Origin of the sequence: Frankia sp. KB5, from assembly GCF_002099325.1 — a bacterium.
GTDB classification, from domain to species: domain Bacteria; phylum Actinomycetota; class Actinomycetes; order Frankiales; family Frankiaceae; genus Frankia; species Frankia casuarinae.
Map to the genome: position 1 here is coordinate 1 of NZ_MRUJ01000210.1, position 22,547 is coordinate 22,547.

General features: G+C 72.2%; 21 protein-coding genes. 4 read left to right on the forward strand and 17 right to left on the reverse strand.

The features are described from left to right. The 17 genes from KBI5_RS18875 to KBI5_RS18955 all read right to left on the reverse strand — a co-directional run. A partial coding sequence (locus tag KBI5_RS18875; protein ID WP_116289957.1) for a PAS domain-containing protein occupies positions 1–246 on the reverse strand: 246 nt, incomplete at its 3' end. Between the two features lie 237 nt (positions 247–483). Further along, positions 484–1,695 (reverse strand): cation diffusion facilitator family transporter, encoded by a 1,212-nt coding sequence (locus KBI5_RS18880; protein ID WP_085015993.1) that lies wholly within the window; start codon positions 1,693–1,695, stop codon positions 484–486. Next, positions 1,692–2,147, reverse strand: coding sequence for a metalloregulator ArsR/SmtB family transcription factor (locus KBI5_RS18885; RefSeq protein WP_011436996.1), 456 nt, complete (start codon positions 2,145–2,147; stop codon positions 1,692–1,694). The genes KBI5_RS18880 and KBI5_RS18885 overlap by 4 nt, the downstream gene beginning before the upstream one ends. A gap of 267 nt (positions 2,148–2,414) precedes the next feature. Next, complete coding sequence (locus KBI5_RS18890; protein ID WP_085015994.1) at positions 2,415–3,356, reverse strand: ribose-phosphate pyrophosphokinase; 942 nt, start codon at positions 3,354–3,356, stop codon at positions 2,415–2,417. A 117-nt stretch (positions 3,357–3,473) separates the two neighbouring features. Further along, entirely contained in the window at positions 3,474–4,712 is a 1,239-nt protein-coding gene (locus tag KBI5_RS18895; RefSeq protein ID WP_083494786.1) for an ABC transporter permease, read from the reverse strand. Further along, positions 4,709–5,653, reverse strand: a complete 945-nt coding sequence (locus KBI5_RS18900; RefSeq protein ID WP_085016001.1) for an ATP-binding cassette domain-containing protein — start codon at positions 5,651–5,653, stop codon at positions 4,709–4,711. Before KBI5_RS18900 ends, KBI5_RS18895 begins: the two co-directional genes overlap by 4 nt. 123 nt (positions 5,654–5,776) lie before the next feature. Next, a complete protein-coding gene (locus KBI5_RS18905; protein WP_085015995.1) occupies positions 5,777–7,339 on the reverse strand; it encodes a cobyric acid synthase in 1,563 nt (520 codons plus the stop codon). Further along, a complete protein-coding gene (locus tag KBI5_RS18910) occupies positions 7,336–8,424 on the reverse strand; it encodes a cobalamin biosynthesis protein (RefSeq protein WP_085015996.1) in 1,089 nt (362 codons plus the stop codon). The genes KBI5_RS18905 and KBI5_RS18910 overlap by 4 nt, the downstream gene beginning before the upstream one ends. A 3-nt stretch (positions 8,425–8,427) precedes the next feature. Then, the gene (locus KBI5_RS18915; protein WP_011437002.1) at positions 8,428–11,508 is read right to left on the reverse strand and encodes a DEAD/DEAH box helicase; all 3,081 of its coding nucleotides are present in this window, start codon (positions 11,506–11,508) and stop codon (positions 8,428–8,430) included. Between the two features lie 82 nt (positions 11,509–11,590). Further along, positions 11,591–12,703, reverse strand: coding sequence for a twin-arginine translocase subunit TatC (gene tatC / locus KBI5_RS18920; RefSeq protein ID WP_085015997.1), 1,113 nt, complete (start codon positions 12,701–12,703; stop codon positions 11,591–11,593). Between the two features lie 76 nt (positions 12,704–12,779). Next, the gene (gene tatA, locus KBI5_RS18925; RefSeq protein ID WP_011437004.1) at positions 12,780–13,103 is read right to left on the reverse strand and encodes a Sec-independent protein translocase subunit TatA; all 324 of its coding nucleotides are present in this window, start codon (positions 13,101–13,103) and stop codon (positions 12,780–12,782) included. 337 nt (positions 13,104–13,440) lie between these two features. Continuing rightward, positions 13,441–13,656, reverse strand: a complete 216-nt coding sequence (locus KBI5_RS18930) for a hypothetical protein (RefSeq protein WP_011437005.1) — start codon at positions 13,654–13,656, stop codon at positions 13,441–13,443. A 10-nt stretch (positions 13,657–13,666) separates the two neighbouring features. Beyond that, on the reverse strand, positions 13,667–14,644 hold the full coding sequence (locus KBI5_RS18935) for a YafY family protein (protein WP_043590948.1): 978 nt from the start codon (positions 14,642–14,644) through the stop codon (positions 13,667–13,669). A 55-nt stretch (positions 14,645–14,699) separates the two neighbouring features. Next, a complete protein-coding gene (locus KBI5_RS18940) occupies positions 14,700–15,749 on the reverse strand; it encodes a WYL domain-containing protein (protein ID WP_082456717.1) in 1,050 nt (349 codons plus the stop codon). A 121-nt stretch (positions 15,750–15,870) separates the two neighbouring features. Then, a complete protein-coding gene (locus KBI5_RS18945) occupies positions 15,871–16,575 on the reverse strand; it encodes an FKBP-type peptidyl-prolyl cis-trans isomerase (protein WP_108913725.1) in 705 nt (234 codons plus the stop codon). A 17-nt stretch (positions 16,576–16,592) separates the two neighbouring features. Continuing rightward, the gene (gene pafA / locus KBI5_RS18950) at positions 16,593–17,957 is read right to left on the reverse strand and encodes a Pup--protein ligase (protein WP_085015998.1); all 1,365 of its coding nucleotides are present in this window, start codon (positions 17,955–17,957) and stop codon (positions 16,593–16,595) included. Positions 17,958–17,967: 10 nt separating this feature from the next. After that, on the reverse strand, positions 17,968–19,167 hold the full coding sequence (locus KBI5_RS18955) for a hypothetical protein (protein WP_085015999.1): 1,200 nt from the start codon (positions 19,165–19,167) through the stop codon (positions 17,968–17,970). 300 nt (positions 19,168–19,467) lie between these two features. On the opposite strand from KBI5_RS18955, the gene KBI5_RS18960 reads away from it, so the two are divergent. The 4 genes from KBI5_RS18960 to KBI5_RS18975 all read left to right on the forward strand — a co-directional run bounded on the left by KBI5_RS18960 (position 19,468) and on the right by KBI5_RS18975 (position 22,515). Then, entirely contained in the window at positions 19,468–20,256 is a 789-nt protein-coding gene (locus KBI5_RS18960) for a dienelactone hydrolase family protein (RefSeq protein WP_011437011.1), read from the forward strand. Between the two features lie 334 nt (positions 20,257–20,590). Beyond that, on the forward strand, positions 20,591–20,935 hold the full coding sequence (locus KBI5_RS18965) for a hypothetical protein (RefSeq protein WP_035910222.1): 345 nt from the start codon (positions 20,591–20,593) through the stop codon (positions 20,933–20,935). Positions 20,936–20,995: 60 nt separating this feature from the next. Then, the gene (locus tag KBI5_RS18970; RefSeq protein WP_035910221.1) at positions 20,996–21,307 is read left to right on the forward strand and encodes a hypothetical protein; all 312 of its coding nucleotides are present in this window, start codon (positions 20,996–20,998) and stop codon (positions 21,305–21,307) included. Positions 21,308–21,336: 29 nt separating this feature from the next. After that, positions 21,337–22,515 (forward strand): hypothetical protein, encoded by a 1,179-nt coding sequence (locus tag KBI5_RS18975; protein ID WP_085016000.1) that lies wholly within the window; start codon positions 21,337–21,339, stop codon positions 22,513–22,515. Positions 22,516–22,547 lie beyond the last annotated feature (32 nt).

The following is a 22,547-nucleotide window of genomic DNA, read 5'->3' on the forward strand; positions in this document are numbered from 1 at the left end:
CTCCGGGCCATACCCACCGATCATCTCCTCGGCGGACAGGCCGGAGGCCCTGGCAGCCGCCTGGTTCACCGCCCGGTAGCGCAGGCCGCGGTCGAAGACCGCGAATATGATCGGCGCCGTGTCGAACACCCGCAGACACAGCAGCGCCTCTTCCCACCGGGYGAGTGCCGGCGGGTCCGGCAGGCCGGGCCGAGGCCCGCRGRTGTCGYTGCGTACCTGACCATCGGGCTGCGGCGTCGGGTTCATCTCGGGACCAGTCCTGCCGGGGCCGGAGCCGCCGGTCACCGTCGGAGACTCGGGCGGGTAGAGACGCATCCAAGTGTGGGACAATCCCACCACCTGCGCTAACGGAAGCGGCAGCAGCATCCGAAAACAGCGGCATCCCGAAAACAGGGGATGTCGGGATGGGTGCCGCCAGCGGACCCGCCGTGCCCGGTGCGCACGTGTGCGGACCGGGCACGGCGACGAGGGGATGGCTCTGCTCTAGACCACGACGTCGCGGGAAGACCGGCCCCGCTGTTCCCGAGGGTGCCGCTGTTCCCGAGGGTGCCGCTGTTCCCGAGGGTGCCGCTGTTCCCGAGGGTGCCGCTGTTCCCGAGGGTGCCGCCGCCGCCCGGTCTGCCGGTCCCCGTCGCGGCGGACCAGCCCACGGGTGACACCGCACGGGTCGTCATGCGGCGGGGTACACGGCTCGCACTCGGCCTCGATGGTCGCGTGAGTGATGCCGTGCCGCGCGGCGAGCATCGCCTTGATCGCATCGGACACCGATCGGGCCTGCGCCAGGCTGGGATGGCCCCCGTCGCCGTGGGCACTGTCGAGATGGCCGAGCTCCAGATGCACCGACGCGGCGAGGAGTCGGTCGGACAGGCTCCAGACGTGCAGGTCATGCACGTCGAGGACATGAGGGTCGCGCAGGATGTCGGCACGCACCGCCGCGACGTCCAGGCTCGCCGGGGTTGCCTCCAGCAGCACCCGTGAGGCACTCGCCAGCAGCCGCGCCCCCTGGACGGCGATGAGCAGCGCGATCACCAGCGAGACCAGCGGATCCAGCCAGTACCAGCCACCGACCAGCCAGATGGCCCCGCCGGCGGCGGCGACCGCCAACGATACCGCGGCGTCCCCGGCGAGGTGCAGCACCGCGGCCCGGGTGTTGAGATCACCATCGCCGCCGTGGACCACCCACGCGCTGACCCCGTTGACAACGGCGGCGGCCAACGCGACGGCGACCACCACTCCCCCATCCACGAAACCGGTCGAACCGAGGCGCCGCAGGGACTCCACCGCCAGCAGCGCCGTCACGACCAGCACGGCGGCGGCGTTGGCCTGCGCGGCAAGCACCGGCCAACGCACCCCGCCGAAGGTGCGGCTCGCCGACGGCGGCCGCCGGGACAGTGCCACCGCGACGAGCGCGAGCACCACGCCGGCAGTGTCGGTCAGGTTGTGCCCGGCGTCGGCGAGCAGACCGACCGAACCGACCGCGAGCCCCGCCGCCGCCTGCCCGATCACGATGGCGATGTTCAATGCGGTCGCCAGCAGCAGCCGGCGCCGTTGGCCGGCACTCCCGGGCGTCTCGGAAACACCATGACCATGACCATGACCATGGCTGTGGCCGTGACCGTGACCGTGGCCGTGATCCCGGCCACGACGATCATCGTGGCCGGCGCCCTGGTCACCGAAGGTGCCGGTGCTGGTCATGCGTCGCACGCACCGGCCAGGGCGGCACGGTCGGCGGCGCCCCCGGAGCCGACGTCATCAGCACCACCGGCCTCGCCAAAGACCCCACCGCGGGCCCCGCCGAGRCTCCCCGGCGCGGCAGCCGCGACGGGGGCGGTGACGTTCGGGTGGATGTGGTCGGTGTCGACGGCCAGGACGACGCCGAGAAGATCGTCCAGGGCATGGCGGAGCTTGTCATCGGCGAGCTCGTAGCGCTGCCGGCGACCCTCCGGCGTGGCGACGACCAATCCGCAGCCACGCAGACAGGCCAGATGATTGGACAGATTCGTGCGCCCCACCCCGAGGATCTCCGCAAGATCCGAGGGGTAGGCCGCGCCCTCCCGCAGTACCAGCAGCAATCTGGCCCGCGTCGGGTCGGACAGCGCGTGCCCGAATCGGGCGAGCACCTCGGCATGCGAGGCAACCTTCACCATGCTTCAACGGTACAGCCGGTCCTGACGTCAGCCAACGCTGAACGGAACCGGCTACCGCCCCGTCGGACGGCGACAGGAATCCGTCGCGCCACCGACCTCCCGGGCCGAGTGCGCGAACTTCTCCGGGTACGTGTGCTTCGGCCGGCGAATTTGGGGGACCTGAGGATGGTCTGCGGGCCCTGGACCGTGCCCTGCTCCCCATAACGTGGCCGCCGCGCGATCAGGCGGACCCCTGTGTCCGAGACCCGGGCCAAGTCGGCGCGACGGTCAGGCGTCGAAGAGAGCGCTGACGGACTCGCCGTTGTGGATGCGGCGGATGGCCTCGGCGAGCGCCGGGGCGACCGTGAGAATCTTCAGCTTCGGCACTCGGTCCCCCGCCGGAATTGGCACCGTGTTCGTGCACACGATCTCGGCGACCTCGGGCTGGTCGCCGATGCGCTTAAGCGCACCCGCCGCAAACAGCCCGTGCGTACACGCCACCCGCACCGACCGCACGTTCAGCTCACGCAGCCGCTCAAGCAGCTCGAGCACGGTGCTACCCTTGGCGATCTCGTCGTCGAGCACGATGACGTCCCGGCCAGCCACGTCACCGATGACCGTGCTGATGCTGACCCGGTCGTCGGCGAAACGCTGCTTGGCCCCCGCCGCCACCCGCACCCCGAGCATCCGGGCGAACGCCGCCGCCTCCTTGGCGTTGCCGAGGTCCGGGGAGACCACCGTCGTGTTCGACAGCTCGTAGTGACGGAAGTGCGCGGCAAGTTCCCGCAACGCATGCAGATGATCCACCGGCACGCTGAAGAAACCATGGACCTGCGGCGAGTGCAGGGTCATGGCGAGGACGCGGTTCGCACCCGCGRTGACGAGCAGGTCCGCGACCAGCCGCCCGCCGATCGAGATCCGCGGCGCGTCCTTCTTGTCCGAGCGGGCATAGGCATAGTGCGGCAGCACGACCGTCGTGCGCGYCGCCGACGCCCCGCGCGCCGCGTCCAGCATCAGCAGCAGCTCGACGAGGTTCTCCTGCACYGGTGCGACCAGCGGCTGGATGAGGAACACGTCGCGTTCCCGGCAGTTCGCGGGAAGCTGGACCTCCAGGCAGTCGTTGGCAAAACGCTGCACCCGCACCCGATGCAGCGGCACGTCAAGGTGTGTGCAGATCTCCTCGGCGAGACTCGGATGGGCACTGCCGCTGAAGACGGCGATGTCTCGCACGAACCGCTCCTCGTTCCCTGTTCTCGGTGTCCCCGGTCTCGGTGTCCCCGGTCTCGGTGTCCCCGGTCGACGTCCGATGGACCCGCCCGTCCCGGATGGTATCGACCAGAGGCCGAGTCATGCCGAGGTCCCTAGCGCCTCCCGGATCGACACCCGAGTCCCGCCACGCTTCACCGCATTGCCGTACACCCTCCCGGCCAGCCAGACCAGTGCCCCGATCAGCGCGAGCGTCAGCGCCATCGCGACCACCACCTGCCACCCCGCCACGCTGCCGATCCCGATCACCATCGGCATCAGGACCGGCGCGAACAGCGGAATCATCGCCAGCGCCAGGATGAGGCCGCTGTCCGGCGATCCCGGCAGCACCGAGATGCCCAGCACGTACGGGACAACGATCAGCAAGATCATCGGTGCCGTGACCCCGCCGGCGTCCTCCTGCCGAGACACCAGTGCCCCGGCGGCCGCGAACAGCAGCGCGTACACGGCAAACCCGAGCAGATACCACAGCAGCGCCAGYGCGACCGACCCGATCGCGATCCCGGCCGGAATGTCGAGCTGCCCGGTGGTCAGGCCCAACGACACGCCGACCACCCCGATCAGCGTCAACTGACCGAGAGCCACGGCGCCGATCCCGATGACCTTGCCGGCCATCAGCTGCCACGGACGCACGGTCGCCAGCAGCAGCTCCACCACCCGGCTGCTCTTCTCCTCGATCACCCCCTGCGCCACGGCCGGGCCGAAGATCAGCAGAGACAGGTAGATCAGCCCGCCGGAGAGCAGGCCGAGCAGCAACCGGGCCCCGTCCTGTTCCGAGGCCGGCCGCAGGGCGCTGACCTGGACCGTGGCCGCGGACACGGCTCGCCCCACGACGGCCGGATCACCACCGAGCCCCACGACCTGGCGCTCGAGCGCGACCTGCCGGGCGGCGAGGCTCAACACCGACGTCAGCCGGTCGCCGAGCTCCTTCTTGACGACCACCCGGTAGACGGCGTTCCCCGCCGCGCCAGGGGTCGCAACCACGCGGACGAACGCGTCGACGTCACCGTCGAGCACGGCCCGCTCGCCGACCGCCCGATCCGCCACCGCACGGACCTCGACGTTCTCGCCCAGCGACCGGGCCGCAGCCTCKACCGTCGCCGCCTGCCGGAAGTCGACCGCGGTAAACGCGATCCGGCTCGCYGACGAGCCGCCGGTCAGGGACGTCAGCAGCACCATGGCGCCGATCCCGAGGACGAACAGCCCCGTGGTGATCCGGAAGGCCCGCGACCTGGTCCTGGTCACGATCTCCCGCCGGGCGATCAGCCGGATCACCCGGCCCGACACCTGCGCCGCGCCATCCAGCCCCCGCACGCTCACGCCGCGTTCTCCGGGAACGCCCCACTCCCCGGCTGCTGCCCGGCCTGCACGACGACGTTACGGAACAGCTCGGTCAACGACGGCCGGCGACGACGGAACTCCCGCACCGGGCCCGTGGCCAGCGCCGCGCGCAGTACCGCCTGGTCGTCGGCGCCCGCGGTGAGGCCCAGCACCGTCCGCGGCCCGTCCCGGTGACGCACGACGACCCCCGGTATCCCGTCGGCCCAGCCCGGCGGCGCCGCCGGCGCGTCCACCACCACCTGCAGATCACCACCCGCGCGCAACTCGTCAACCGAACCGCAGGCGACCATCCGGCCCGCCCGCACGATCCCGACCCGGTCGCACAACCGCTCGACGAGATCGAGCTGATGGCTGGAGAACATCACCGGAACCCCGGCGGCGCGACGCTCCCGCAGCACCTCGCTCATCACGTCGACGGCCACCGGGTCCAATCCGGAGAACGACTCGTCGAGTATCAGGACGACCGGATCGTGCACGAGCGCGGCGGCCAGCTGCACCCGCTGCTGGTTCCCGAGGCTGAGCTTCTGCACCTCGTCGTCCAAGCGGCTGGACACCCCCAGCCGCTCGGTCCACCGCGCCACTRCCCGACGGGCTGCCGGCAGCCCCATTCCGTGCAGTTGCGCGAGGTAGACGAGCTGCTCACCCACCCGCATCCGCGGATAYAGACCGCGTTCCTCCGGCATGTAGCCGATCCGGCGGCGGGTGCGTAACGTCAGCGGAACGCCGTCATAACGCACGACCCCGGAATCCGCCGCGAGCACCCCGAGGGCGATACGCATCGTCGTCGTCTTCCCGGCACCGTTGCTGCCGACGAACCCGAACAGCTCGCCGGCCCGCACCTCGAACGTCATCGACTCCAACGCGACGACGTCGCCGTACCGTTTCGACACCCCGTCGATTTCGAGCCGTCCATCGCCCACCTGCACCAGCTTTCCACGGCGTTCCAGGTAACGGTCAACCCCTGCCTCTGCCACCCAGATGCTATTCGCGGTGGTTTTCATGATCAGTTTTGCGTGGTGCGACGATGTCAACACCGTTGATTATCAGGATGCGCCGGGGGGGACGAACGGCAGGCCGGCGGGTGTGCCCTCGGCGAGCAGGCGGCGCAGGGCGCCTGTGTCGAGATGGTCGGCGACGAGGTCACCGAGGGCGTCGAGGCGGCGCTGCCGAGCATCGGCGAAGCACGTGAACGCCGGGACGAACGAACGCCCCGCGGCCGTGGCCACGTCGGCGAGATAGGCGCGGCGGAACGCGTCGTTCTCCAGCACCCCGTGCCAGCTCGTGCCGGCGACCGCGCCGACGCGCACCCCGTCCGCGGCGAACGGCGCGCTGTCCGGATGCTCCTCGACGGTCAGCCGCCCGTGCCGGATCTCGTAGCCGGTCAGCGGTCGGCCGGCGGCATCGGTGGCCGCGCGCCGACCGAGCAGCTTCACCGGGTCGAACGTGGTGATGACCGGGAGCAGGCCGAGACCATCGACCTCGCCCGCACCCGATTCGACGTCGTCACGGATGCGACGGCCGAGGATCTGGTAGCCGCCACAGATACCCAGCACCGGACGGGCCGCGGCGGCGCGTTCGGCGAGGGCCGCGGCGAGACCACGGCGACGCAGCCAGCGCAGGTCCTCGACGGTGGAACGGGTGCCCGRCAGGATCACGAGGTCGGCGTCGGCGAGCTCGTCCGGTCGGGTGGCCAGGCGCACCGCGACCCCGGGCTCGACGCGCAACGCGTCGATGTCGGTCACGTTCGACAGCCGGGGCAGCCGGATGACGGCGACCCGCAGCACCTCCCGCCGACCGCCGTGCGAGGCAGGCCGCGCCTCGGGACAGGGCTCGGCGTCGGGACAGGGCTCGGCGTCGGGGAAGGGCTCGGCGTCGGGGAAGGCAGCGAGGTCGAGGGAGTCCTCGACGTCCAGCCACAACCCCGCCTTCCAGGGGACGACGCCGTGCACCGGCCGGCCGGTGAGCCGTTCGATCTGGCGCAGTCCGGGTTCGAGCAGTCGGGCGTCGCCACGGAACCGATTGATCACCCAGCCGGCAACCAACGCCTGGTCGGCCGCATCGAGCAGGGCCAGCGTGCCGAACAGGGCGGCGAAGACCCCGCCCTTGTCGATGTCGCCGACCACGATCACCGGCAGGTTCGCGGCGCGCGCCAGGCCCATGTTGGCGATGTCGGTCGAACGCAGGTTGATCTCCGCCGGAGAACCGGCCCCCTCGCAGATCACCGCGTCGAACCGGCCGCGCAGGTCGTCCAGGCACTCCAGGACAATCGCGGCCAGCCGTTCCTTGTACGGGCGGTAGCCGAGCGCGTCGACCTCGGCGACCGGGCGGCCCAGCACAACGAGCTGGCTGTGCCGCTGGCCCCCCGGTTTGAGCAGCACCGGGTTCATCGCCGCCTCCGGTTCGACACCGGCCGCCGCCGCCTGCATCGCCTGGGCCCGGCCGATCTCCGCACCATCGGCGGTGACCGCCGAGTTCAACGCCATGTTCTGCGCCTTGAACGGGGCGACCCGCACCCCCTCCCGCGCCAGCCACCGGCAGATCCCCGCGGTCAGCACGCTCTTGCCGGCATCCGACGCGGTCCCGGCGACCAGCAGTCCCCCGCTCACCGGCGGCGCTCTCTTCTCCCGGGCCCACCAGAGCCCCCGGAGCCAGCGCCCCCGGAGCCAGCGCGTCCGGATCCGGTACCGAGGCCGAGGCGCGCGGTCAGGGCGGAGGTGACCAGCCGCGCCACCGGAGCCGCCGCCGCCGTCAGCGCGACACAGACCACGCTCACCGCCGCGGACAACCGGGCCGCGGCTGCGACGTCCGCGCCCTGCGGCCGCCGGCCGAACCCGAGCTCCGGCCGGTGCTCGACGCGGTAGGGGTAGCGCAGCTCTCCCCCGAGCCGCAGCCCCAGCGCCCCAGCGAACGCGGCCTCCACCATCCCGGCGTTGGGGCTGGGATGCGACCGGCCGTCCCGGCGCATGACCCAGTACGCGTCGACCGCCGAACCGCCGACGACCGGGGCGCACGCGCAGGTCACCAGCGCGCACATCCGCGCCGGGAGTAGGTTCGCCAGATCGTCGAGGCGCGCCGCCGCCCAGCCGAAGCGTTCGTACCGGGGGCTGTGGTGTCCGATCATCGCGTCAAGGGTGTTGATCGCCCGGTAGGTGACCAGGCCGGGCAGGCCGGCGAGCGCCCCCCACCACAGCGGGGCGACCAGCGCGTCGGAGGTGTTCTCGGCGATGGACTCGATCGCGCCGCGGGCGATCCCGGCGGCGTCCAGCGACGCCGGATCGCGTCCGCACAGCGCCGGGAGCCGTTCCCGGGCCGCGGCGAGATCGTCGGCGCGCAGCTCCTCGCCGAGGCGTCGGCCCTGACGGCGCAGCGAGGCGCCACCGAGGACGGTCCACGTGACCACCGCCGTGAGCGCGACGGCGCGTTCAGCGGCGCGTTCAGCAGCGCGTTCAGCAGCGCGTTCAGCAGCGACGGCGGGCACGGCGACCGCGGCTAGCAGCACCGCGGTGTGCAGCGCTCCGGGCGCCCGGCCGTCCCGGTAGAGCCGGTTCTCCAGCCGGGACGCGGCCCGCCCGAACCCGGCGACCGGATGCAGCCGCGCCGGGTCGGCGAGCAGCCCGTCCAGCACGGCACCGAGGACCAGACCGAACGCGCGCACGGCACGGGAAGGGACCACGGCACGGGAAGGGACCACGGCTCAGACGCTCATCGCGTACGCGACGACCCCGCGACGGACGGCGTCCATCGCAGCCCGGGCGGTCCGGCGCACCCGCGCGCCGTCCGGCGTTCCCGGGTCCGCCTGCACCATCGGAGCGACCTGCGCGATCTGGTCAAGGATGTCGATGAGCTGGCGCATCCACCGGACGAAATCGCCGGCGGTCAGTTCCACGGAACTGTCGGTCAGCACCCGTTCCAACGTGCGGCCCGCGGCCCAGTCGTGCGCGACGGCGACGAATCCGAGCTCGGGCGGGCGCAGGAACGCGAGCCGGTGGGCCTGCTCGGCCTCGGCGAGCCGCTCCGACAGCCGGACCATCTCGGCGAGGCAGTCGCGTAGCGCCGCGCCGCCCGGCAGCGCCGGGACGCCGGCGTCGTCACCGCGCGGCTCGAACACCAGCGTGGACACGGCGGCGGCCAGCGCCGGCGGGGTGAGATCGTCCCAGATGCCGGCGCGCAGGCATTCGGCGACGAGCAGGTCCTGCTCCGAGTAGATGCGCGCGAGCACCCGCCCGGCGGCGGTGACGCGGTCCCCGTCCAGGTAGCCGAGGTCCTCGAGCGCGGCGCGGACCCGGTCGAACGTCTTCGCGACCGTGTTCGTCCGGCCCTCCACCTTCCGTGAGATCGCGGCGGTCTCCTTGACCAGCCGGTTGACCTGCTCGGCRGAGCGCAGGTGCTCCTCGCGGCGCGGACAGTCGTGCACCGGATGGGCGCGCAGGGCCCGGCGCAGCCGGGCGAGCTCGGCGTCGTCCGCCGCGGCCGAACGGACCCTGGCCCGCCGGCCCGGAGGGGCATCGGGGTTGACGTCGGCGGCGCGCAGGGAGGAGGCCAGATCCCGGCGTGACTGCGGCGAGCGCGGGTTGAACGACCGCGGCACCCGGACCCGGCCGAGCGGTTCGACGGCGATCGGGAAGTCGGTCAGGGACAGCCTGCGAACCTGCCTGTCCGCGGTGAGCACCACCGGCCGCGGGCCGTCGGCGGCATTCGCGGCGGCGTCGGCGTCGAGCACGACAGCGAGCCCGCTGCGCCGCCCGGCGGGCACCCGCACGATGTCCCCGGTCCGCAGCCGGGCGAGCGCCGCCGCGGATTCGGCCCGCCGGCGCGCCGAACCCTCCCGCGACAGCGCGGCCTCCCGCTCAGCGATCTCCCGGCGCAACCGGTCGTACTCGCCGATGTCACCCTTGTCGCAGCTCAACGCCTCACGCTTCGCGTCGATCGCCTCGGTGTTGCGCTGCACCGCCCGGGCCAGGCCCACCACGGCCCGGTCGGCCTGGAACTGCGCGAACGACGACTCCAGCACGGTGCGTGCCCGCTCCCGCCCGAGCCTGCCGACCAGGTTGACGGCCATGTTGTACGACGGCCGGAACGACGAGCGCAGCGGATAGGTCCGCGTGGAGGCCAGCCCCGCGAGCGCGAGCGGATCCAGCCCCGGCTGCCACAGGACGACCGCGTGGCCCTCCACGTCGATGCCGCGCCGCCCGGCGCGGCCCGTCAGCTGGGTGTACTCCCCCGGGGTGATGTCCACGCGGCTCTCGCCGTTGAACTTCGTCAGCCGCTCCAGCACGACGGTACGGGCGGGCATGTTGATGCCGAGCGCCAGGGTCTCCGTGGCGAAGACCACCCGGACCAGCCCCTGGACGAACAGCTCCTCGACGATCTCCTTGAAGGTTGGCAGCATGCCGGCGTGGTGGGATGCGATGCCGCGTTCCAGCCCCTCCAGCCACGCCCAGTAGCCGAGCACGGCGAGGTCGGTCTCGGGGATCCCGGCGGTGCGTTCCCGGACCAGGGTCCGGATCCGCTGCTGCTCCGCGGGGCCGACGAGCCGCAGACCCGCACGCACGCAGGAGGTGACCGCCGCATCGCAGCCGGCCCGGCTGAACACGAAGACGATCGCCGGGAGCAGGCCGTCGCGGTCGAGCCGTTCGACGACCTCCGGCCGGCCCGGCACCCACGTCCGCCGGCGCGCGCCGGGCGCCGGCCGACCGCGGCCGACCGCGGGAGAGCCCCCCGACAGCGCCCGGCTCTCCTCGCGGGCCAGCCGCAGCAGGTCCGGGTTCACCACTCGTCCACCGACCGCCGTCGGACCACCACGGGCCGCGGGGATGGCTGCCACGGGCGCCTGGCCGGCACCCCCATTGCGGCCACGGTCGCCACCGCGACCACCCTGGGTGGCCCGGCCCCGTTCGCCATTGCGGTTGCCGCCCCGCCCCCGTCCGCGGTCCCGGTCGCCGCCGCGGTCCCGGTCGCCGCCGCGGTCCCGGTCGCCGCCGCGGTCCCGGTCGCCGATGGTGGCGCGCCGGGTGCCGGCTACCTCGAATCCGGCTTCGACCCCGACGTTCCACCTCGACCGGACGAGATCACCGTCCAGGGTGGCACGAAGTGCCTCGGGTCCGCCCGGCGGCGGGGTGCCGGCAGTGTCCTCGAGGAACAGGTCGTACAGGGTGCGGTCAGCGAGCACATGCTGCCACAGCGGAACGGGACGGTGATCGCTGACGATGACCCGGGTATGGCCGCGCACCGTGACCAGCCACTCGGCGAACTCCTCGGCGTTGCTCACCGTCGCGGACAGGGAGACCAGCCGGACCTGCGCCGGCAGATGGATGATGACCTCCTCCCACACGGCGCCGCGCTGGCGGTCGGCGAGGTAGTGCACCTCGTCCATGACGACATAGCCGAGGTCGTCCAGCCGGCCGTTGTCGACCGGGCCGGCGTAGAGCATGTTGCGCAGGACCTCGGTGGTCATCACCACGATCGGGGCGTCGCCGTTGCGGGAGGTGTCCCCGGTCAGCAGGCCGACCGAGACGGCGCCGTAGCGGGAGACGAGATCGGCGTACTTCTGGTTCGACAGCGCCTTGATCGGCGTCGTGTAGAAGCAACGCGTCCCGGTGCGCAGGGCGAGATGGGCGGCGAACTCGCCGACAACCGTCTTACCCGCTCCCGTCGGGGCCGCGACGAGCACCCCTTCACCGGCAGCCAGCGCCGCGACCGCCTCGAACTGGAACGGGTCGAGTCCGAAGGGGAGGCCAGCGGCGAACTCCACAAGAATCTCGGGCGTGGAGGACACATCAGCCACCCTACGGGACGCGACGGCCGGCAGCCGACCGGTTTATGCCGGTCCCGACCGGCCGGGGAAGAACCTACGAGCGTCAGGTGATGTCGCCGTGGGTGACGTCGGTGCTTGGGGAGACGGGGGCCGTCCCCGCGCCGACGGGTGTTGACGACCCGGTGCCGACCGGGTTCGCCGTGCCGACCGGGTTCGCCGTGCCGACCGGGTTCGCCGTGCCGACCGGGTTCGCCGTGCCGGGCGGGTTCGCCGTGCCGGGCGACGTGGCCGTCGCCGCGGGGCCCGCGGAGGCCGCCGGGCGGGGCGGGGCGTCGTCGAAGTCCAGCGGGGAGGTCTCGTCGTCGTCCAGGTCGGCATACGGGGAGGTGTCCCCGCGGCGGGCCACCCGCCGGTCGTTCAGCCAGCCGATGATCAGCGCGACCTCGTAGAGGAGCACCATGGGCAGGCCCAGCGCGAGCATGGTGAACGGGTCCTGGCTGGGGGTGACGACCGCGGCGAACACGAACACCAGGAAGATCTCGGGCCGCCGCCAGGAGCGCAGCTTGGCGGTGCTGACGATCCCGGCCAGATTCAGCATCATGACGAGCAGCGGAACCTCGAACGACAGTCCGAAGATCAGCAGCATCGCCTGGACGTAGCTGAGGTACCGGTTGCCGTCCAGGACGCTGACCAGCCCGTTGCCGCCGAAGCCGAGCAGCAGGCCCAGCCCGGTCGACAACGTCAGGTAGGCGAAGACCGCACCGGTGRCGAACAGGACGAGGGAGACACCGACGAAGGTCAACGACCAGCGCCGCTCATGACGGTGCAGACCAGGGGTGATGAAGGACCAGAGTTGGTACAGCCACACCGGCGAGGAGACCACCACCGCGGCGATCATGGAGATCTTCAGGCGGATAGTGAACGCGTCGAGGATGCCGAAGAAGTACAGGGTGCAGTCGTTCGCCGCCAGGCCGTCCGGGCTGAACCGCTTGCTCGCCGGCAGGTCGCAGTACGGCGCCTTGAGCCAGTCGAAGATGCGCGGCTCGAAGATGAAACAGACGACACCGGCGATCGCGAACGCGAGGAGCGCGATGGCGACGCGGTTGCGCAGCTCACGCAGATGCTCGGTGAGCGGCATGCGACTGTCCTCGACAGTGCGCGTGCGGCGGTAGTTCACCGAGGCGACGAGCCTTCGCGGCGTGGGCAACCCTGGCACGTCGGCGGCTCCTGGTCGAGAGGAAGGAGGAAGGGGCGCCGGCGGACGCCCGACAGGCCGTGGGACCGCCGTGAGGTCAGCCCCGGTCGGCGGCCGACGCGGTGCCGTTCACGGACGCGGTGGCGTTCACGGACGAGGCGGAGACCTGACCGGGCGCGACGGCCTGACCGGGCGCGACGGCCTGCGGCTGGGCCACCGGCGGCTGGGCCTCGATCGGCAACGGGGCCGGCTGCGCCGCGGGCGCGGGCTGGTCATCCTCGCGCAGGCCCTTCGTCTCGGCCTTGAAGATGCGCAGCGAACGACCGAAGGAACGCGCGGCGTCGGGAAGCTTCTTCGACCCGAATAGCACCAGAACGACGAGGGCGATGATGATGATTTCGGTGGTGCCCAGGTTTGGCATGGTCGGCGTCCTCCGATGAGCGCGGTACCGGGCCCGGTCCGACGACCGGTGCGATCGATGCTACGTCCGCCAGCCTAGGAGAGGATAGACGGCGTGCGGGTATCCCGGAGATGACGGATGCGCAACGAAGTCAGCCTGCACGATAGCTCGTAGCACTCGGCGGGCAAAGCGTGTCCACAACGACACCGGAAACCCAAATCATCACCGACCGCTACCTCGTCAAGCCGGAAGTCCCAAATTGTGGCGACACAACGCCATATGGCACGATCGACGTCACGCGACGGTCGCTCCCGGCAGACCACACGGGGACCACGGATCCGGTCGGGCGAGGATCCGGTCAGGACGTGCGTTCGGCGAGCCGCGCACTGACCTCGGCGTGGTCGAGCCGCGCCGCGAGCGCCGCGGTGTCCGAGGCCAGGACCGAGACCCGCGCGGACAGCTCCGTCGTGACGGCCCGCACCGCGCGCATCTTCTGCCACACTCGCCACGCACTGAGCGCCAGCAGGGCAAGCGCGCCGACGATGAGGACGAGGTAGAGGAGCGCCCAGAGCATACCGATCACCCTACTCGGCGGTCGGCGTGAGCCCGTAGGCGAGCAGGGCCCGGCGGGCCAAGGCGTGCACCTCCTCGGCGAGCGCCGGCGGCTCGACCACCCGCACGTCGGCCCCGAGGCCGAGGACCAGCCGGTGCAGCCAGAAGGTCTCCCCGGCGTACAGCGTGACCTCGAGCCGTCCACCGGGCAGCTCGCGCATCCCGGTGACCGGGTAGTAGTCGGCCACCCACCGGGCCGGGGACGCCAGCTCCAGCACGACCCGCACGTCCGCCGGGCCGGGCCGGTAGATCCCCTCCCTGGTGTCGCGGGACACCGTGCCCGGCGGCGGAACCGCCGGGGCGTCGAGGATCGTCACCCCGCCCGGCCCGTCGATGCGGTCCAGCCGGAACAGCCGCACCGCCTCCGCCCGGTGGCACCATCCCTCCAGGTACCAGCGGCCGTCCTGGACCARCACCCGCATCGGGTCGACCTCGCGCTCGGTCAGCTCGTCGCGGGACCACACCAGGTAGCGCAGATGCACCCGCCGGCGGTCCCGCAGCGCCCGCTGCACCACCGCGAGGACCTCGTCGTGGACGTCGAGGGTGACGCGTACCTGGCCGACGGCGGCGGTGCCGGCGGTGCCGACCGCCTCCTCCAGCTTCTCCAGCGCCCGATCCAGGGCCTCGCGGCCGGCGAGGCCGGGCACGTCGGCGAGCGCGCGGGCGGCGACGATCAGGGCGGTCGCCTCGTCGACCGACAGCCGCAGCGGCCGGTCGAGGGTCTGCGGATCGACGATGGTGATCTGATCGCCGGAGTAGCTCAGGTCGATGAGGTCCCCGGGCGCGCCGCCGGGCAGGCCGCAGACGAACAGCAGGTCGAGGTCGTCGCGCAGCTGGCGGGGGGTGACCCCGAAGGCCGCGGCCGCCTCGGTCAGGGAGATCCCGGGATGCGCCCGCAACCAGGGGACGAGCGCGAGCAGCCGGCTCAGCCGGTCGGTGGCGGCGCTCACCGCGTGCCCGGGGCGGGCGGTGGACGATGAGCCGGGGCGGGCGCCGCCCGACGGATCATCGGGCGCTCACCGGACGTTCGTCGCGGCGCACCCCCGCAGGTGGGGACGCCACGTCGCGGGCGGCGGTGCCCGCGAGGGCCGCCCGGAGCCGACCGACCACAGCCGCGCGCAGCTCGGGTGGGTCGACGACGACGACGTCCGGACCCGATCCGACGATCCACCGGGCGAGCTGTTCGGTGTCGGCGAAGTCCATCTCCAGCAGATCCATGCCCGGCGGTGGATTCGTATCCGGCGACGGGCGGGCGTACCGCCGCAGCGCGTGCGCGCTGCCCCGGCGGACCGCCAGCGTGGCGGTCCGGAAGCGGTCCGGGGGGGCCTGCGCCGAGACCATCGCCCGCAGATCGACCCCTGGCGGGACCTGGACCGCGCCGGCCGGTCCGACCATGCGCACCGGGCCGGTGAACCGGGACAGCCGGAACACCCGGGCCGCGCCACGGTGCAGATCGTGCCCGGCAAGGTACCACCGCCCCCGCCACGACAGCACCCCCCAGGGCTCGACGTGCCGGTCGGCGGAGTCCGTCTCACCGACCTTCCGGTACGGGAAGCGGATGGTCCGACCGGCCTGGACCGCCGCGAGGCACTGCTCGAAGGCCGGCTCGGTCGCATCGACCCGCGGTTCGAAGCCGTCGAGCACGCCGAGCCCGCCACCGCTCACCGCGGCCCCGCCCGCGGCGAGCTTGCGCAGGGCGCTGGCGGCCGGCCCGGCGAGCGCCGTGCTCGACCACAGCGAGCCGGCGACGGCCAGGGCCGCGGCCTCGTCCGGTTCCAGGGCGATGTCGGGCAGCGCGTAGTCGCCGCGGCGGATGCGGTAGCCGGTCTCGTTGCTGAACGCCGAGTCCGCGCCGGTCTCCAAGGGGATGCCGATCTCCCGCAGATACGCCTTGTCCCGCTCGAACATCCGCCGGAAGGCGTCCTGCTCCTCCTCGGTGCGCCCGGGCTCGTAGCCCTCCACCAGCTCGCCGATCTGGGACACGGTGAGGAAACGCGATGTCGCCATCAGGCACATCGTCAGGTTGAGGAGCCGCTCCACCCGTCGCCGGGACACACCCGTAAAGGGTAGCCGCCGGAGTTCACCGGGCACGCAGCACCCCATCACCGCCGCTGGCCCACCGGTCGCACCGGGCCCACCGGGCCACCCGCGGCCGGGCCGGGTGAGGGCCCGTGGGCTACGGCTGGCCGGCGCCGGCCCCAACACCCGGCGTGGCCCCAACACCCGGCGTGGCCCCAACACCCGAGGTGGCGCCGTCGACCGCGATCAGGTCCACCACGAACACCAGAGTGTCGTCGGCGAGGATCGTCGGCGGACGTCCCCCCACCGGGCCATATCCGAGGTCCGGCGGGATGATGATCTGGCGGCGGCCGCCGACGCGCATCCCGTCGATGCCCTGCCCGAAGCCGGCGATCGTGCCGTCCAGCGGGAAGGTCGCCGGCTGGCCCCCCGCCCAGCTGCTGTCGAACTCCTTGCCGTCGCGCCAGAGCACGCCCACGTACCGGACGGTGACGGTGCTGGTGGCGGAGGCGAGCGCGCCGTGACCGGTCACGAGATCGGTGGTGACCAACGTGGCCGGCGCCGTCCCCCGGCCCGCCGCGGAGATCGGCTTGCGGCTCAGGTCGGTGGCACCCGCGACCGCGGGGACCCGCCCGGAGGTGTCGTCGACGGCCGTCCGGGAGGGCACCGGCGCCGCCCTGGTGCCGTCGGGGGCGTCGGAGGCGCCGCAGCCGACCAGGAGCGGGGCGAGCAGCACGGCGGGCAGCACGGCACCCGCGAGCGGGTGCCGGCGGGTGGCGGACGGCCGACGGCCGCTGCCACGCGAGCCGGGACGGGCTGACGCGAAGGGCAGGACGACGCCGGCGCGTCGCGGCACGAACATCACAGGGGCTCGAGTCCTCACATACTGGCGATGAGCTTGTCGACCCGATCATCAACGGAACGGAACGGGTCCTTGCACAGGACCGTACGCTGGGCCTGATCATTGAGCTTCAGGTGGACCCAGTCGACTGTGAAGTCCCGGCGTTTCTCCTGGGCACGCTTGATGAACTCGCCGCGCAGCCGGGCGCGGGTGGTCTGCGGGGGGCGTGACTTGGCCTCGAAGACGTCGAGATCACGGGTGACGCGCTCGACCAGACCAGCCCGTTCCATCCGGTAGTACAGGCCCCGGTCGCGGTGGATGTCGTGGTATTTCAGGTCGAGCTCGGCGACCCGCGGCGAGGCCAGCGACAGCCCGTGCTTGTGCCGGAAACGCTCGATGAGCACGTACTTCGTCACCCAGTCGATCTCACGGGCGACGAGCTCGAGGTCGTCGGTCTCGATCGCGAGCAGGGTACGGCCCCACAGGTCGAGCACCCGCTTGGCGACCTCGTCCCCGTCCCCRCCGCGGCGCTCCACGAACTCGACCGCCTTGGAGTGGTACTCCCGCTGGATGTCCAGCRCGCTGACCTCACGTCCGTTGGCCAGCTTGATCCTGCGCTGGCAGGTCATGTCGTGGCTGACCTCGCGAATCGCCCGGATCGGGTTCTCCAGGGTCATGTCCCGCAGCATCACACCGGCCTCGATCATGCGCAGCACCAGGTCGGTCGCCCCGAGCTTGAGCAGCATGGTCGTCTCGCTCATGTTCGAGTCGCCGACGATCACGTGCAGCCGCCGGAACCGCTCGGCGTCGGCGTGCGGCTCGTCACGGGTGTTGATGATCGGCCGGGACCGGGTGGTCGCCGAGGACACCGACTCCCAGATGTGCTCGGCGCGCTGGGAGATGCAGTACACCGCGCCCCGCGGGGTCTGCAGCACCTTGCCCGCGCCGCACAGGATCTGCCGGCTGACCAGGAACGGCACCAGYACGTCCGCGAGCTTCGAGAACTCGCCGTGCCGACCGACGAGGTAGTTCTCGTGACAGCCGTAGCTGTTGCCGGCGGAGTCGGTGTTGTTCTTGAACAGATGGATGTCGCCGGCGATGCCCTCCTCGCGCAGCCGTCGTTCGGCCTCGACGAGCAGGCCCTCGAGGATGCGTTCCCCGGCCTTGTCGTGGGTGACCAGGTCGGGCACGGAGTCGCATTCCGGGGTGGCGTACTCCGGATGGCTACCGACATCCAGGTAGAGACGGGCGCCGTTCTTGAGGAACACGTTGCTGCTACGTCCCCATGACACGACACGACGGAACAGGTACCGTGCCACCTCGTCCGGGGACAGCCGTCGCTGCCCCCGGAACACGCAGGTGACGCCGTACTCGTTCTCCAGTCCGAAGATGCGGCGGTCCACGTCTGTGACCCTATGCTCGGATGCCGCCTCGGCGCGCCGGGACGCTCGGGCCGGATGTCACCCTGATGCGGATTCGCCCCTCCTGCGGACGGACGGGTCGACCGACAACCGCCAGGCCCAGCCCGACGACGAACCAGCCGGCGAGGACCAGTACCGGACGGCCACCGCCGGCACCGTCGAAGTAGGCCGTCGAGCGCAGCAGCGTGGCACCCGCCCCCGGCGGCGCAAACTGGCCGATGTCGCCCCAGGGCCGTGGCAGCATCTCCGGGGCGGAGGCCGCCGCCGACAGAGCGGCACCGGCGACCAGAACCAGCACCGCGGCGACGAGACCCGGCACGCCCGCGACCGCCCCGAGTCCCAGGACCGGCCCGGCGACGGCCAGCGCCAGCAACGTCACGACCGCCATCGTCGTCAGGAACTCCCCGGGCAGGACGTCCAACGCCCCCTGCAGCGCGACGGCCCCGGCGAAGCCGGAGAGCACCGCGAGCGCGGCGAGCCCGGCGAGCCGGATCACCCGCGACCCCACCATCCGTGCCAGCAGCACGCCGGCCGCGGTGATCACCAGCGTCAACGGGAGGTAACCGGCCGCCAGCCCGCCGCCGGCCTGGTCCCGTGGCGCGTTGGCCACCACGTCGACCACCGGGATCTCCAGACCTGGCATGAACACCCGGATGCCCCGGGTCAGCGCCTCGGTGACCGCCGGACTCGCCGCGGAGGCGACCCGCAGGGTCAGGCCGTTGCCGCCGATGACGATCGCGGCGTAGGCGTCACGCTCGCGCAGCGCACGGTCGGCGGCGGCCACCGTCGGCACCGTGCGCACCGTGAGGGCGCCCGGCTCCACCCGGCTGATCTGGTCGGCGAGCGCGGTCGCCGCGGGTGCCGGGCCCACGGTGAGGATCGGCAGGTCCCGGGGACGCAGGCTGGTGACGGACGTTCCGTACAGCCAGACCAGGACGCCCATCAGCAGGGCCATGCCGACGGTGATGACGGCGATCCGCCGGACACCGTGCGTGCCGAGCCCGTCAACGCCGCCGAACCGGGCCCACGCCCGTCCGGCCGGATCGGCCGGGCCGGGCAGGCCGGGCAGGCCGGGCAGGCCGGTCTCGCCCGAGGCCGGCGGGGGCGACGGCGCCGAGTGTCCCGGCTCGGGGCGCTGTCCCGGAAGAGGATCATGTTCGCCGCCGCCACGATGCCGTTCCCCGGTCACCACAGGAGGACTCCGACGGTCCGGTCGACGTGCGCCGGGTCCACCGCGCCCTCCCAGGCCGCCGCCACCCTCGGCAGTGGTTGCCTCACCGCGTCCTCCCTCCGTCCGGCGACACCCGCCAGGCTGCTACAGGGAGTAGCGTGACGCCTTCATGCTGTCGGGGCTTGGCCGGCGGCGTGTCGCGGCCGGCATGTCCGGGTGAATCCGCCGGTCCGCGGCGGTTCCGGACACCAGGTGGTCGACGGACCATGGGCGGGACAGGCGGATCGGGCGGGAAGGCTCCCCGGCGGGAAGGATGGCGCCATGGCAACCGGAACGAACGACGCGGCGTCCCATCGAACACGACATGACGGCGAAGGCAGGGCCCGGCTGCGGGCGCAGGCCGTCCGCGGCCGCGGCGGGCTGCCGCTCACGGTCCTCGCCCCGGCCGCGAAGGACCCGCCGCGCGGCGGCTTGGTCGTCGTCCAGGACGCCCGAGGCATCACGCCGTACCTGGTCTCCGTCTGCGACCGGCTCGCCGCCGCCGGCTGGCTCACCGTGGCCCCGCACCTGTATCACCGCGACGGGCTGGACGAGGTGGACCCGGCCGACGGCTGGGCCGCGGCCACGTCGACGATGGGCACCCTGTCCGGCGCGGGCATCGACGCCGACATCGACGCGGCGCTCGGGCACCTCCTCGCCGCGGGCTTCCCCGCCGAGCGGAGCGCGATCATCGGCTTCTGCATGGGTGGCACGGTCGCGCTGCACACCGCCACCCGGCACACCCTCGCCGCGGCGGTGTCGTTCTACGGCGGCGGGATCAGCACACCGTACTGGCCCGGCATCCCCGCCCTGGTGGAGGCGGCACCGTCGTTGCGCGGGCCGTGGCTCGGCCTCTACGGCGAGGAAGACGCCCTGATCTCCACCGACGAGATCGCCGCCCTACGAGCCGCGGCCGCCCGCTCGGGCGCCCCGACGGAGCTGGTCAGCTACGCCGGGGCCGGCCACGCCTTCCACAGCGACGACCGGGAGGCGCTCTACCGCCCGGTCGCTGCGGCCGACGGCTGGTCACGGGCACTCGCCTTCCTCGACCGGCACGTTCGCCCCCGCTGAGGCGCCCGGCCGGCCAATCGAAGATCGTCACCATCGACCTCACGAGCATCACCCATCTGGCGTCCAGAGGTCACGGTGAGCGCACGCGAGAGATCGGCGGCGGATGAGGGCGGCGGTGCGCGCCAGGTACGGCCCACCGGAGGTGGTGGGAATCCAGGAGGTCGACAAGCCCGCGGCCGGCGGCGGTCCGGGCCCCGGAYGGCGCCGCGGCTAGGCTGCTCTGATGCCACGTCATAGCTGATGCCACGTCATAGCTAGCGATAGCTGGCGCGGCTCAGCGTAAGTCTGCTCTGCTGGCAGCGTAACGGTTGGAGTATGGGGACCGGGATCGTGGATGCGTCTGGGCACACTCGTGCGGACCGGCTCGGCGGCGGCCGTGGTGGTCGCCACCGGCGCGCGTACCCAGTTCGGCCGGATTGCGCTCGGGCTGGGCGAACGGCACGAGGAGACCCAGTTCCAGATGGGGCTGCGCCGGTTCTCCGGGCTACTGGCCCGGGTCGCCGGCGTGCTCACCGGCTCGATCTTCGTCATCAACCTGGTGCTGGCCCGGCCGCTGATAGACGCGTTGTTGTTCTCGCTGGCCATCGCGGTGGGCAGCACCCTGCGCCGTCGACGAGCGCGGGCGGCCGCGAGCAGGCTGTCGTGGTGCGGGCGGACCACGGACCCGGTCATACCCTAGTGCAGGTAGGACGAGGGCCGGTGAGGATTGTCCGCCCATCGCGTCGGTAGGCTGCCGACCATGGCGGAGCTGAGTGACGTCGAGCTGGACGCGCTGGTCGAGAGTGCCGTCGTCGACGCCTGTGGTGAGGACGAACAGCTCGCGGCGTTTCACGCAGTGATGGAGGACAGCCTCACCGTTCCCTTCCGGGCCACCGTACTGGGCGTGGAAGTGACAGTGATGGGGATCGATCTGCTGCCTGGAAGCGGTATCGTCGCGGTCTGCGCTCGGGGGAGGTATCGCCAGGCGATCGGGATTCTGGACCTGCGGCTGCCCGACCCTCCTCCGGGTGGGGCGGAATGGATCGAGGCCTACCGGCGCTGGGCAGCCTGACGGGGCGAAGCGGCAAAATAAGGTAGAAGATGTCCACGTACCAGTACTACGAGTTCCTGGYCGTCGACCGGCCTCTGGACGCGCGGCAGCAGGACGAGGTCCGCGCGCTGTCCACCCGGGCCAGGATCACCGCCACCAGTTTCACCAACGAATACCACTGGGGTGACTTCCGCGGTGATCCCCGGAAGATGGTGGAGCGCCTCTACGACGCCCATCTCTATCTCGCGAACTGGGGCACCCGCCGGGTGATGCTCCGCCTGCCCCGCGCCCTGCTCGCTCTCAAGGTCGCCGAGCAGTACTGCGTCGATCCGCAGGTGACCGCCTGGACCACCGGAGAGCATCTCGTCCTCGATCTGAGTAGTGAGGACGAGGGCGGGGACTGGGTGGAGGGCGCCGAGGACTCGTTGTCGGCGATCGTCGGTGTCCGTGCCGAACTCGCCGCCGGTGATCTGCGGCCGCTTTATCTGGCCTGGCTGGCGGCCTACKGGGTGTGGGAACGCGACGAGGAGGCCTTCGACGACGAGGAGGACGATCTCGAGCCGCCGGTGCCCGCCGGGCTGGGTTCCCTGACCGCACCGCAGCGGRCCCTGGTGGATTTCCTCCGTCTCGACGCCGATCTGCTTGCCGCCGCGGCCCAGGCGAGTCCGCCTGCGGCCCAGGCCAGGGAAGATCCCCACGCCCTGGCCGGGTGGATCAAGGATCTTCCCTCCGGTGACAAGGAGAAACTCCTGCTCCAGGTCACACAGGGCCATGGGGCCCGGGTCCAGATGGAAGTGCTACGGCGCTTTCGTGGCGAGCCTGATCCCCTCCGGGATGGCCGTCCCCGCCGCACGGTCGCCCAACTGCTGGACGCCGCCGCGGACATCCGCCAGGAACGCCGGCGGCACGCCGAGGCTGCTCGTGCCGAGCAGGACGCCCGCGATGCCCAGGCGCGGGCGCTGGCTCGGGAGAAACGGCTGGACACTCTGGCCCGTGATGGTGACACGGCCTGGGGGCGCGTTGACGCGCTGATCGACACCCGCAGGCAGAGCGACTACGACGCGGCCGTCGACCTTCTTGGGGATCTGCAGGCGYTGGCCTCACGTTCCGGCACCACCGTGGAGTTTGCCCGACGGTTCACGCTCCTGCGCCAAGTACATCTCCGGAAGCCCAGTCTGATCGCCCGTTTCGACCGTGCCGGCCTCGGTGCCGTCACGACCGGGCAGTGACCCGTCCTCAGTGGGCGTTCTGCACGCTTTCG

What these genes read in the sequence shown, in the direction of transcription:
- KBI5_RS18880 (WP_085015993.1), bottom strand. Translation starts at nt 1,695, where the DNA reads ATGACCAGCACCGGCACCTTCGGTGACCAGGGCGCCGGCCACGATGAT.
- tatA (WP_011437004.1), bottom strand. Translation starts at nt 13,103, where the DNA reads ATGCCAAACCTGGGCACCACCGAAATCATCATCATCGCCCTCGTCGTT.
- KBI5_RS18930 (WP_011437005.1), bottom strand. Translation starts at nt 13,656, where the DNA reads ATGCTCTGGGCGCTCCTCTACCTCGTCCTCATCGTCGGCGCGCTTGCC.
- KBI5_RS18945 (WP_108913725.1), bottom strand. Translation starts at nt 16,575, where the DNA reads ATGTTCGTGCCGCGACGCGCCGGCGTCGTCCTGCCCTTCGCGTCAGCC.
- KBI5_RS18960 (WP_011437011.1), top strand. Translation starts at nt 19,468, where the DNA reads ATGGCAACCGGAACGAACGACGCGGCGTCCCATCGAACACGACATGAC.
- KBI5_RS18965 (WP_035910222.1), top strand. Translation starts at nt 20,591, where the DNA reads ATGCGTCTGGGCACACTCGTGCGGACCGGCTCGGCGGCGGCCGTGGTG.
- KBI5_RS18970 (WP_035910221.1), top strand. Translation starts at nt 20,996, where the DNA reads ATGGCGGAGCTGAGTGACGTCGAGCTGGACGCGCTGGTCGAGAGTGCC.